Genomic DNA, 11476 nt, shown 5'->3' with positions numbered 1-11476 from the left:
TAGTTCATATAATCTGAGGAAGAGCAATTTGGGCTTCTGAAGTTTAATTTTGTCCATCTTGCGTTGCGTTAGATCGGTGTGCATTCCGACCATCCTCAAGGGTTTTCCTTCACTGTCTCTTGAGACAATTCGTGCTCTATCACGAACCCAGATAACAGAACCGTTCTTCCCTATTATCCTGTACTCCTTTTCATAGAAGGGTATATCGCCTTAGAAACACCTGTTGAGAACGGACTTCACCTCTTCAACATCTTCGGGATAAATTCTCTTCTCCCATTCGCTGACATGATCAGAGATCTCTTCGTCAGAGAAACCAAACATCTCCTTCCATCGCTTGGAGAAAACAACCTTGCCGGTCTTAATATCCCAGTCCCATATGCCTTCGCCAGAAGCCTCTACTGCGAAAGTTAGTCTTGCGAGGCTTTCCTTCAGTTCACGCTGAATGATTACTCTCTCAAGGGTACTGGAAAGCGCAGCAGCTACTCCCGAAAGAAGTTTCTTTTCTTCCTTAAGAAAAGGGCTTCCCTTTATGTCAAGCCCTTCAGTTAAGGAGACACTTATTGTGCCTATTTCCCTTCCGTTCACAACGATTTCGGTTGAAATCACTCTTTCATCAGACCATTGATCGACTGATCTGTGCTCATTTCCATCGATCTCTATTCTTATCGCCATCTGTTCGGGAAATCTAAATCCCTGAGGAAGCTGTTCCATCACAGATTTAACCGCTTCATCGGCAGTCGAAGACTTATGAAGCTCATTGAATATTCTGTAAACGCAATCCAATTCCTTCATCCGCTTCTGAAGAGCAAAAACTGATCTTGCCAGGTTGTCGCTGCCTTCTTTAGTCGCCACTATAATACCTCTCTCTACTCTGTAATAGAATGATTCTAGCATTAAAAACCTTGGTAGCAATCCAATATTCGAAAAACGGAAAGCCGTACCAGATTAAATGGGACGGCGATAACTCTACAGTCTGCCCTTTTTCAAGGCAAGCCACTGATCATTCAAATATGGAATACTTTATCGAAATTTCTGGGCAGCTCTCTTTGCATTTTAGGCATACAAGACATTCCGAGGTGTCAATCTTCATACCATCATTCTCTTTTTCAATCGCACTTACAGGGCAAACAGTCTGACAGATCCCGCAGGAAACGCACGATGGTTTCTCAACCTTCATACCAAACAACGGTTTTCTCGAAAAGAGAGATAGCAAAGTTCCAAAGGGACACATATACCTGTGCCAAAACTCCTCTTCGAATACCAGAGTGATCAGAAGGGAGAAGACAGTTATATATAGAAGAAGGTTGACCTTGATCTTAAAAACTCTCACTGCCACCATAAGCGAAAGGAAGAGAAGAAGTATAGTCCATCTGAATACATTCTTGAAGATGGTTGGTGTCTTTAACCTCTTCAGTCTTAGCTTTGAATAGAGCCAGTTGATGGGTCTGAAAAGGGTCTCCATTTGACAGATCCAACCGCAGTAAAACCTTCCCATAAGTAGTGCTCTGACCAGACCAATCACGAAAATCAAGAACCACTTCTGGAGATCTCTATTCCTAAGAAGAAAAAAGAATAGGAACATGAAGACAACCTCTACAATTACTCTCAGAGCCGCGACCTTTCTATTTGACACATAAATTTCTCCTTTCAATGAAAGTCAATAGCAAAAGCAGGGTCGAGTACGTGATATAAGTCACGAACGCATAAGAGAAGGCGATTTGTGAGATGGTTCTTGATGGTATAGTCTTTACAGTCCAAACTAATCGGTGGTGATCCGATGAGAAGAATCGACGGCAGTGAGTGGAAGAATCTTCTTCCCTTTCTTTACAGAAACAGGGAGTTCAACATGTTCATAATCGGCGATATAGAAAATACGAGTTCAGATTCGGACAACTTGGAGATTTTTCTCGATGGAGACTTCGATAGTCCCAGAGGGATTCTGCTTCGATACTACAAATTTCTCATTCTTTCCGACGGGGCGGGGATGAATTTCGAACAAGCAGCAGAGGTTGTAAGGAGGTTTGAACAGGCTATGATGCTCAGCGGAACCATCTCGGGTATAGATAGGATAACTCCGTATTTGCAGGACATACGTGAAGAGGAAGAAACTCTGCACTTCGCGGTCTTAAGGGAACCCAATCTTGATGCGGCCAGGTTTGAGGTAAGAAGAGCTACTACTGAGGATGCAGAGAAGCTTCTGGTTTTTCTTTTCTCAATAGAAGAGTTCCACGCAACGGATGAAGAATCCTTCATGGCCACACTGAAAGACGGGAGCACAAGAAGATACATAATTGAAGATCAAGGCAAAATACTGGCCACGGCGGCCAGTACCTCCGAGAGTTCCGATATGGCGATGATAATTGGAGTCGCAACCGGGAAGGATTTCAGAGGGCGAGGTCTCGCTTCGGCCGTTGTATCTAGGCTGTGCGAAGATCTACTCGCCGAGGGAAGGACACCATGCTTGCTATATGACAATCCCGAGGCGGGAAGGATATATAATCGGCTGGGTTTTAGAGAGATCGGCAAGCTGAAAACACTCAGGTTCAGAAAACGATGACCTTCAGAAATCAAGGACTACCCGATCTGACCCACTGGAACAAGACTCGTTTCCGGGTTCGTAATTCGCTGATATAGTCCAAGACTCATCCCCAGTTGAAAACCTGCTTTGAAACTAGTATTGAGACTCCATTTGATCTCAAGAAGTATTCCCACAACTGCCTTCAAATAGAGAGCGTCGGAAAATATCGCTGAGGCGCAACCTCTCGCAATAGAAGATATTATCATCTTCTCTCTCAGAATAACCTCGAATGACAAACTGTATCCTCCTGTAAGCGAGAAAGACCAGGGACTGCCTGAACCAAATATCGAAATTGGAGGTACCGCTCCCACCCCGGAGAAGAAATGTAAGGTAGTAGTTTCGAAGGTTCTAATCCTACCCGCAACCCCGGACCTGCTGCCACGGTTCTCTTTATCGCTGGACCTTCTATTCCAGCTCGCAGTGTGAGCCCCGGGACTGCCACAAAGAAAACGAGAAAGGCAAAGATCGTAACAATCGTTTTCAGTAAAGCCCCTCCTTCTTCAGCGAGATAATATTCCTGCTTGAACGCCTAACGATACGATCTTGTACACATTTGACGGGGCAGTTCAATGATAGAATCTTAATAGTGATTGAGAGTGAGGTGTTATTCAATGGAGCTAAGCGAGATGTCGGCCAGAGAGGTTCTAAAGGCCTTTTTCGAGAGCTACAGGAATCAGGATTTTGAATCGCTGAGGTTACTTTGCACCGATAATATTACCTATATCAATCCCGAGGGACTATCAAGTAATGGCATAGATGAGTTTCTCCAGCTTCTGAAGAGAGAGTTCGAATCATTCGGAGTTCTTTTCGAACCGATATCCTGGGAATCCTCCGTTGAAAGACCTTCATTCTGTTACCTTTCATGGAAAAGAGGCGTCAAGTTTGCTAGAAAAGCCGCCTTAAGGAGAGTTGAGACTTTTGGTTCGGCCTTTCTGCTAAAGGTAGAGAAGAAGTGGCAGCTTGTTCACTTCCAGCAAGCGTTTTCCGGTTCTTACGCGCGCCTATTCAGGACAAGGCAAAAGTAATCACCGGTTTTTCATCTAGGAATCGGCAAATCATATCGCATAGTTTTGAACGCTGTGGAGTTATTGTAAAATACTAGCATAGTACTACGAACCGACTGAACAGATCTGCCCGGCAAGTAACGTCATTTTCAGGAGGACAAATCTGTGGATAATACAAAGAAGGCATGGCTCGTAGTCTTCAGTGGTCTTGGAGTCAACCTCACGCTCGGCGTCCTCTATTCATGGGGTATTATTTCTGCGGCCTTGATAGACGACTTCAAATGGACTGCAACTCAGACTCAAATCCCTTACATGCTGGCTTCGGCGGTTTTCGCTCTCACCATGATTCCGGGAGGAAAGCTTCAGGACAAGTTTGGTCCGAGACCAGTTCTCTTCGTTTCATCGATCCTTGCCGGTCTGGGTTTCTTCTTTTCCGGCCTGAACCTTTCGGTTGCAGGTCTGACATTTTTCTTCGGTATTGTCTTCGGACTTGCAATGGGTTTCGGTTATTCATCGCCAACCCCGGCCGCAGTGAAGTGGTTCCATTCCGACCATAGAGGGCTTATATCGGGAATCGTTGTCAGTGGCTTCGGCCTGGCGCCTGTGTATATTGCGCCGCTGACGTCAGGTCTCATTGGGCTGTTTGGTCTTCCCACGGCCCTTATGATACTGGGTCTTCTATTCTTTCTCATAGTCTTCACTCTCTCGTTCTTCATAAGTAATCCCCAGGAGGGAGTCGAAAAGGTAAAACTGAAGAAGAAACCAAGAAAGACCCACAGACTGGCCTCAAAGGACTATACCCTCAAGGAGATGGTGAGAACACCTCAGTTCTACATATTGTGGACCATGTTCTTCTTTGGAACATTTGCTGGATTACTCATTATTGGCCAGATGTCTAAGATCGGTCTCGAGCAGGCATCGATTAGTAACGGCTTTCTTCTCGTGGTTGTATATGCAATCTTCAATTTCATTGGCCGGGTTACCTGGGGGAGCATTTCCGACTTTATTGGGAGAACGGCTACACTCTTCGCTATGTTTGCCATACAGGCACTTGTTTATTTCCTGTTCAGCTCGTTAACAAATCCTCTTGCCTTATTAATCGGTAAGAGCGTTGTAGGGTTCACATTTGGTGGAATGCTTGCAATCTTTCCGGTAGTGACGGCGGACTTTTACGGTGTTAAGAATCTGGGAGCGAATTACGGTGTGATGATAACGGCGTGGGGTGTTGGCGGTGTTATCGGACCATTGCTCGGAGGAATTGCCCGTGATATTACCGGCGGGTATGAGATAAGCTACATAGTCTCGGCCGTGCTAAGCGTAGCGGGCGCTCTGCTGAGCCTGGTCATCAGGCATCCCGAAGCAGAAAAACGAGAGGAAAATGGGGGAAGGGCCGATGCAAAAGAGAACTGAAAAGCTTAAAAAGATCAGGAAGACGCTTGCCGTACTATCCGACGATGTTCAGTGGAAACTCGAAGACGTTGTTCTTACAATCGGAGACCTCATAGATGAGGACAAGAAAGTAACGGTCGATGTTCTAAGAGAGATAGGTTCGATGGATTCGCGCAGGAAGAAGCTCTTCATGCTCTACATGAAAGCTTCCGAAGAGAGAGACGCCCTGATGAAGCAAAGAATCGAAGATCTCTGGAGTGTTGAAGACGATGAGCTAGAAGAGGTGCTTAAGGAATTATCGGAGCTTTCAATAGATGACGTGAAAACTCCAAAAAAGACTCCTTCAGTAGATTAGAGGCTCTTTTCGATGTATTTCATAAGCGTCTCCAGTTCATCTATCTTTTCATCGACATTTCCTGAATCAATAGCTTCTCTTATGCACGTTTCGATATGTTTGTTGACGACAGTCGTGTTTGCCTTCTTAAGAAGCGAGATCACGGCGAGGAGCTGAGTTGAGATGTCTATGCAGTATCTATCATCCTCAATCATCTTTATTGTACCTTCTATTTGACCTCTGGCTGTTTTCAAGATTCTCAAAGCCGAATCGTGTTTGTGATGCGAGTGACTATTCATATTACTCTTCAATTCCTTTCAAAGCATAGCCGGCATCTTCAATGATTTCTCGCAGGAGGTTCCTTTCGATCTCTTTCGTTGAGAAGACTTCTGCCGTTCCATTGTCAAGATCGACTATTACTTTTTCCACTCCGTCAACAGCTTTCAATGCATTTTCCACTCTCATTCTACAGTGATTGCAGCTCATTCCTTCGATTTCTAATTTCATTTTCTTCCTCCCTTTTTAGATTTTCACTCTCTTCAATCGCAGTGCGTTAGTGACCACACTTACACTGGAGAAGGCCATCGCCGCGCCGGCGATCATCGGGTTAAGTTTTATGCCTGCTATTCCGTAAAGAAGCCCTGCTGCCACCGGAATGCCAATCACGTTATAGAAGAAGGCCCAGAAGAGGTTTTGTTTGATATTCCCTATGGTTGCTCTTGATAACCTGATCGCTTTGGGGATGTTCTTCAGGTTGTCGCTCATGAGGACAACATCCGCTGCCTCAATAGCGATGTCAGTACCCGAGCCTACTGCAATGCCAATATCTGCTTCCGCAAGGGCAGGGGAATCATTGATGCCGTCGCCAACCATCATAACGATCATGCCTTCTTCTTTAAGAACAGAGACTTTCTTTGCCTTGTCTTCGGGCATTACTTCGGCAATTACATTTTCAATACCTACCTGTTCTGCGATCGCCTCAGCCGTCCCAGCGGTATCTCCAGTTATCATATAGGTAGCTATTCCCATCTTCTTCAGCAGGGAGATGGCTTCTAAAGATTCTTCCTTCACGACATCGGCAATTCCAAGTACTGCGGCGATCTTCCCATCTAGAGAAACGACAACAGGTGTCTTTCCCTGACTGGACATCCTGTCCACAAGCTTCATCTCTTCTGCAGTGAGATCTATGAAACGATGATTCCCAATTACTATTTCTCTTCCATTAACTTCTGCGACGATTCCTCTCCCTGAATATGCCACAAATGAAGAGACTTCAAGCAATGGACCACTGTAGGCATTGGAAATAGCCTCATCTAGAGGGTGGGAACTCCTTGCGGCAACACTTGCAGAGAGCTGAAGAACTTCGTCGCGCTTGAACGATCCCAGCGTTTGAATATCTACGAGTTCGGGTCTGCCTTTTGTTATTGTTCCTGTCTTGTCAAATACTATCGCTCCGACCTTGTGAGTCACTTCCAGGGACTCGCCATTACGGAAGAGGATTCCCATTTCGGCGCCTCTCCCTGTACCCACCATTATTGCGGTCGGCGTAGCAAGCCCGAGCGCGCACGGGCAAGCAATCACAAGAACTGCTATCATCATAGACATTGAGAACACAAATCCGTAGCCCAAAAGCATCCATGTGACAAAAGTAACTGCCGCGATTATGAGCACCAATGGCACGAAGTAACCGCTCACAATATCTGCCATCCTTGCTATCGGAGCCTTAGAAGATTGAGCATCTTCTACTAGCTTGATTATTCTCGACAAAACAGTATCGCTCCCGACCACCATTGCTTTCATCTCAAACGTTCCACTGATGTTCGTTGTTCCTCCTATTACCTTTGAGGTTTCCTCGATGTCAACTGGAATCGATTCACCGGTGATTACCGATTTATCGACTGAGCTTGTTCCCTTCGTTACTGTTGCGTCTACGGGAATTCTCATCCCCGGCTTGACCAGTAATATATCTTCAACCTCTATCTCGTCAATTCCAACTTCTTCAAATACATCGCCTTTCTTTACGAGAGCAGTCTCCGGAGAAAGATTCATAAGCCTCGTGATAGCATCGGAAGTCTTTCCCCTTGAGAGATTCTCGAGATACTTACCAAGAGAGATAAGGGCAATGATTACTCCTGCCGATTCGAAGTAGAGGTCGCCCACATAATTGTGGTTGCCCAGAGCTATCTGAACCGTTGCAAAGACGCCATATGCGAAAGCGGCACCGGTGCCAAGGCCCACAAGAGTGTCCATGTTCGGAGTGCCCCTAAAGAGATTCGGGATTCCTCTCAGATAGAAGTCTCTTCCCGCAATGACTATCGGAATCGCCAGTGCCATCTGAATTACGGCAAAATTGAATGGATTGAGATGAGGATCGATAATTCCTGGCAAATTCAGTCCTACCATATGACCCATGGCGATTATCAACAAAGGGAAAGCAAAGATTGCGGAGAAGATCAGCTTCCTTCTGTATAACTTTATCATAGCTTCTCTATTTAAGCGATTCGTTACAAGATTTTCCGTTACTAGGCTTCCGGCCTTATATCCTGCCTTCTCGATGACTCTTTTCACTTCGCCGATTCTTAGCAAATGGGGGTCGTATTCGAAGGAAGCGGTATCCGAAGAGAGACTCACGCTCACTCTCTTGATACCATCGAGCCTACCTATCGCCTTTTCAACAGTCGCAACACAAGCAGCACATGTCATGCCATCGATCTCTATTACTGCTTTCCTCGTAGTCTGCATATTCTTGAGATTGTAGCCCGCACTCCTTACAGCTTCGAACAATTTATCTCTATCGATTTCGTGAGACACTTCGAATGTCAGCTGTTCACTTGAGAGATTCACAACTGGATTCTTGACTCCTTCAACTCTTGAAGCTGCCTTTTCAACTGCTCTAACGCAAGCTGCACAGGTCATGCCTTCAACGATATATTCTTCTTTCACATGATTCTTCTCAAAACTCATCTCATTTCTCCTCAGACAGTGCCTTTTTCAGCTCCTCGTACTGCTCAATAGAGATCTCTCCATTAGCCAATCTTTCTCTGAGAACTCTCATTTCTTTGTCATATGAGGAGTAGACAGTCATTCGACTCTTCAAGATGTCGGGCTTAAGAAAGAATACTACCGCAAAGATTACTATCAGGAATCCAAAGAACATCATCGTATCACCCCTTCCATTGGGTTACCTCCCCTAGGGGGGAGGGATATTTACATAATACTATGAATCCTGTCGGATTTCAATGCATTACTTGAAGAATTTCACTGAGCAGTATTAGCACAAGGATCAGTAGCGGAACCAATAATGAAGAGAGTGCTTGAATTCGGTTCTACTCTGAGGTACTAGAAAACCACAGGTCTGGTTGCGGTCCCTTTCTTATGTTGTCACTATGATGACTCAGTCAACGGAGTCCTTTTTCAAGAGCTTCGACTAGTTTCCTGCAGAAATCAGGGATGTCCTTCACCACTCTTCCCCAAACTAGATTGCCATCAACTAATGCTGGCTCGTCTACCCAAACTGCACCCGCATTTATTAGGTCATCTTTTATTCCTTCGCTTCCGACGGACCTGAACCCTCTGACAATTCCGGCGGATATTCCTACAAGGCCTGCGTGGCATATCATCCCAATGACTTTTCTCTTTTCATGAGCGCTCTTCACTAAATTTTTCACTTCTTCATATCGTCTCAGTTTGTCGGGAGCCCACCCTCCGGGTATAAGAATTCCATCTAATCCTGAAACATCTATCGACGCAAAGTCTGAGTCGGATACTGCCTGAAGACATCCCTTACCGCTAAATTGCCTGTCTTTTTCTTTGCCAGCTATGATTACTTCTGCACCTTCCTCTCGAAGACGCATCACGGGCACCCAGAATTCGAGGTCCTCAAATCCATTTTCAACCAAGACAACTACTCTTTTCCCTTTAAGTTTCACAACGCACCTCCTAACTGCTAAAGAGTTATTTTAAACCATTCTAGAGTAGCTTCAATGATCTCCCTCACCTTATCCTGCCTTTCGAAAAGATCAAAAATATGACCGGAGTCCTGTTCAAGTAGTCTGTTAACCCCTTTATGGTACGTGATGAAAAGTCTGGAGACTTCTGGTTGGGGAAAGACAAGATTGTCCTTCGATCCAGAGACAACCAGAAGTGGCCCATCGTAGGAAACGATCTCGGCAATAGGATCTATCAGAAACAGTTCATCAAAGAACTCCTTTCTGAGAACAGTTTTTCCACCCCAGGAAATCTCTGCGGTGATTTCCTCTAGTGAATCTGCTTCGATAGCTCTATCAACGGAATCCTTACCGAGAAGTGCCGAGTACGTGTGAACGGGTATTGCGACTGCCGACCAGAGGGCGACACTCTTGACTCTTGAATCGCGGGCTGCGAGACAGGCTGCGACGAGACCGCCCTGGCTGAGACCGATTACGCCGATTCTTCTGCTGTCTATATCTTCCGCTGACGAAAGAAAGTCAATCGAAGATATCGCATCGTATATCTGTTTCGTGAAGGTAGTGTCCTTCCATTCGCCATCACTGGTTCCAGAGCCCCTGAAGTCAAACCTCAACGATGCAAGCCCCTTTTCGGCGAAAAGCCTTGCGGTCATCTCGTAGAGGGATTCTTCAGAACCGTACACAAGAAGATCATTCATATGTCCCAGGAATCCATGAAGTAGCACGATAATTGGAACGGGTCCTTCTGAAGATTCTGGACGTGTCAGAATACCGTTTATTCTCTCTCCCTCGATGGAAAAGTGGACTTCGCTTTCCGTGACGATATGATATGAGTCTATGGAAGTAGCGAAACAGCTCATCGACAATGAAATCATCAACATGATTAGCAAAGCTCTTGGTAGTGACTGTTTCTTCACATGTTCACCCCCGTGTATTGGACAACGATTACTCTAATATTCTACCCTTTCGATTAGGTCGATGCTTTAGACTCGGGCTTAAGAATGAGCTTCTCAACTTACACGACTGGAAATCTGTGAGCGTGGCTCGCTGTATTCACCAGTTGCTTCATGCTAAAATAAACAAATAGAAGGTGAGAGAGTGGCTAGAGCGGAAATTGATGCCCAGATTCTTTTGGGTGACCTCGAGAGTATTCTTCAATATCGCCTCAAGAGAAGAGAAAAAGAGCGAATTTTTGACGCCTACGAGTTCGCGCGCTTTCATCACCAGGAGCAAATGAGAGACTCAGGGGAACCGTTCATCAGCCATCCTATTGAAGTTGCGAAGATCCTTGCTCAATTCTCGGCAGATAACGATACGATTGTCGCTGGCATACTCCACGATATTGTTGAAGATTGCAATGTGCCTCTTTCCGAAATTGCCGAAAAGTACGGCGAAACAGTGGCCCTTATTGTGGACGGAGTGACCAAGATAAGCAACCTAAAACTCAACGAAAAGCTTGAATCAAAGATCGTCAAGTCGAGAATGAAAGTTGAGACTCTGCGCAAAATGCTTCTGGCGCTTTCCGAAGACCCGAGAATAATAATCGTTAAACTTGCAGACAGACTGCATAATATGAGAACACTTGATTTCCTGAAAGATCCGGAAAAGAAACGCGATAAGGCAAGGGAAACGATACAGATCTATGCTCCCATTGCTCACAGAATAGGTATGCACAAAATACAGGCTGAGCTTGAAGATCTTTCTTTCAAGTATGAGTACCCCGAAGAGTTCAAAGAATTGAAGTTCAAAGTCAATAGAAAACTCAAAGAACGCCAGGACATTATGGACGAGTACAAGGAGATTGTACTTCGGGAGCTCAGAAAGAATAGAATATCCGCGTTGATTGAAGGCAGAGTGAAACATCTATACAGTATATGGCAGAAAATGATAAAGAAGAATAGATCTTTTGACGAAGTATTCGATTTAATCGCTCTCAGAATAATTACTGGAGACGAAGTGAACTGTTACAAAATACTTGGGGCAGTGCACTCTCTTTGGCCACCGATGCCCGGTAGATTCAAGGACTATATTGCTGCTCCAAAATCGAACGGCTATAAATCTCTCCATACAACTCTGATTACTCACAGGGGTGAACCTCTCGAGATTCAGATAAGAAGCGAAAGGATGCATAAAGAGGCCGAATATGGAGTTGCCTCTCACTGGGTTTACAAGGAAGGCATCGACGTAAAAGACAGAACATGGTTTACGCAGCTTGTTGATTGGC

Annotated in this window: 13 protein-coding genes and 1 pseudogene; 5 read left to right on the top strand and 9 right to left on the bottom strand. The window is 45.2% G+C overall.

Annotated elements, in window-relative coordinates:
* Positions 1-672 (bottom strand): annotated as a pseudogene (locus B3K42_RS13065) (PAS domain-containing protein); the annotation flags it as partial.
* Between the two features lie 328 nt (positions 673-1000).
* Positions 1001-1633 carry a 4Fe-4S binding protein gene (locus tag B3K42_RS13060; RefSeq protein WP_110990703.1) on the bottom strand — a complete coding sequence of 211 codons (633 nt, stop codon included), beginning with the start codon at positions 1631-1633 and terminating at the stop codon, positions 1001-1003.
* Positions 1634-1777: 144 nt separating this feature from the next.
* Here B3K42_RS13060 and B3K42_RS13055 point away from each other — a divergent pair, with 144 nt between their 5' ends.
* Positions 1778-2557 carry a GNAT family N-acetyltransferase gene (locus tag B3K42_RS13055; protein WP_110990704.1) on the top strand — a complete coding sequence of 260 codons (780 nt, stop codon included), beginning with the start codon at positions 1778-1780 and terminating at the stop codon, positions 2555-2557.
* Positions 2558-2574: 17 nt separating this feature from the next.
* On the opposite strand, the gene B3K42_RS13050 is transcribed toward B3K42_RS13055, so the two are convergent.
* Positions 2575-2814, bottom strand: coding sequence for a hypothetical protein (locus tag B3K42_RS13050; RefSeq protein WP_110990705.1), 240 nt, complete (start codon positions 2812-2814; stop codon positions 2575-2577).
* Between the two features lie 375 nt (positions 2815-3189).
* Between B3K42_RS13050 and B3K42_RS13045 the strand changes: the two genes are divergently transcribed.
* The 3 genes from B3K42_RS13045 (at position 3190) to B3K42_RS13035 (ending at position 5326) form a co-directional block, all read left to right on the top strand.
* Positions 3190-3603, top strand: coding sequence for a nuclear transport factor 2 family protein (locus B3K42_RS13045; protein WP_110990706.1), 414 nt, complete (start codon positions 3190-3192; stop codon positions 3601-3603).
* A gap of 144 nt (positions 3604-3747) precedes the next feature.
* Positions 3748-4992, top strand: coding sequence for an L-lactate MFS transporter (locus tag B3K42_RS13040; protein WP_292599219.1), 1245 nt, complete (start codon positions 3748-3750; stop codon positions 4990-4992).
* Positions 4976-5326, top strand: a complete 351-nt coding sequence (locus B3K42_RS13035) for a hypothetical protein (protein ID WP_292599217.1) — start codon at positions 4976-4978, stop codon at positions 5324-5326. The genes B3K42_RS13040 and B3K42_RS13035 overlap by 17 nt, the downstream gene beginning before the upstream one ends.
* Here B3K42_RS13035 and B3K42_RS13030 read toward each other — a convergent pair.
* The 6 genes from B3K42_RS13030 to B3K42_RS13005 form a co-directional block, all read right to left on the bottom strand.
* A complete protein-coding gene (locus B3K42_RS13030) occupies positions 5323-5604 on the bottom strand; it encodes a metal-sensing transcriptional repressor (RefSeq protein ID WP_292599215.1) in 282 nt (93 codons plus the stop codon). The genes B3K42_RS13035 and B3K42_RS13030 overlap by 4 nt on opposite strands.
* 1 nt (position 5605) lies before the next feature.
* Positions 5606-5812, bottom strand: a complete 207-nt coding sequence (locus tag B3K42_RS13025) for a heavy-metal-associated domain-containing protein (protein ID WP_292599213.1) — start codon at positions 5810-5812, stop codon at positions 5606-5608.
* Positions 5813-5827: 15 nt separating this feature from the next.
* Positions 5828-8269 (bottom strand): heavy metal translocating P-type ATPase, encoded by a 2442-nt coding sequence (locus B3K42_RS13020; protein WP_292599212.1) that lies wholly within the window; start codon positions 8267-8269, stop codon positions 5828-5830.
* A gap of 1 nt (position 8270) precedes the next feature.
* Positions 8271-8462 carry an SHOCT domain-containing protein gene (locus B3K42_RS13015; RefSeq protein WP_292599210.1) on the bottom strand — a complete coding sequence of 64 codons (192 nt, stop codon included), beginning with the start codon at positions 8460-8462 and terminating at the stop codon, positions 8271-8273.
* 241 nt (positions 8463-8703) lie between these two features.
* Positions 8704-9234: a type 1 glutamine amidotransferase domain-containing protein gene (locus B3K42_RS13010; RefSeq protein ID WP_292599208.1), complete on the bottom strand. Its 531-nt coding sequence runs from the start codon at positions 9232-9234 to the stop codon at positions 8704-8706.
* Positions 9235-9251: 17 nt separating this feature from the next.
* Complete coding sequence (locus B3K42_RS13005) at positions 9252-10169, bottom strand: alpha/beta hydrolase (protein WP_292599207.1); 918 nt, start codon at positions 10167-10169, stop codon at positions 9252-9254.
* A 181-nt stretch (positions 10170-10350) separates the two neighbouring features.
* On the opposite strand from B3K42_RS13005, the gene B3K42_RS13000 reads away from it, so the two are divergent.
* Positions 10351-11476 (top strand): RelA/SpoT family protein (locus B3K42_RS13000; protein ID WP_292599205.1); only part of this gene is annotated, 1126 nt, incomplete at its 3' end.

This window comes from Mesotoga sp. UBA6090 (assembly GCF_002435945.1).
Classification (GTDB): Bacteria; Thermotogota; Thermotogae; order Petrotogales; family Kosmotogaceae; genus Mesotoga.
This window is presented reverse-complemented; position numbering and strand designations above follow the sequence as displayed.

Excerpts from the sequence above, each read along its gene's own strand:
- B3K42_RS13055 (WP_110990704.1), top strand. The coding sequence starts at position 1,778 with ATGAGAAGAATCGACGGCAGTGAGTGGAAGAATCTTCTTCCCTTTCTT.
- B3K42_RS13045 (WP_110990706.1), top strand. The coding sequence starts at position 3,190 with ATGGAGCTAAGCGAGATGTCGGCCAGAGAGGTTCTAAAGGCCTTTTTC.
- B3K42_RS13035 (WP_292599217.1), top strand. The coding sequence starts at position 4,976 with ATGCAAAAGAGAACTGAAAAGCTTAAAAAGATCAGGAAGACGCTTGCC.
- B3K42_RS13030 (WP_292599215.1), bottom strand. The coding sequence starts at position 5,604 with ATGAATAGTCACTCGCATCACAAACACGATTCGGCTTTGAGAATCTTG.
- B3K42_RS13025 (WP_292599213.1), bottom strand. The coding sequence starts at position 5,812 with ATGAAATTAGAAATCGAAGGAATGAGCTGCAATCACTGTAGAATGAGA.
- B3K42_RS13020 (WP_292599212.1), bottom strand. The coding sequence starts at position 8,269 with ATGAGTTTTGAGAAGAATCATGTGAAAGAAGAATATATCGTTGAAGGC.
- B3K42_RS13015 (WP_292599210.1), bottom strand. The coding sequence starts at position 8,462 with ATGTTCTTTGGATTCCTGATAGTAATCTTTGCGGTAGTATTCTTTCTT.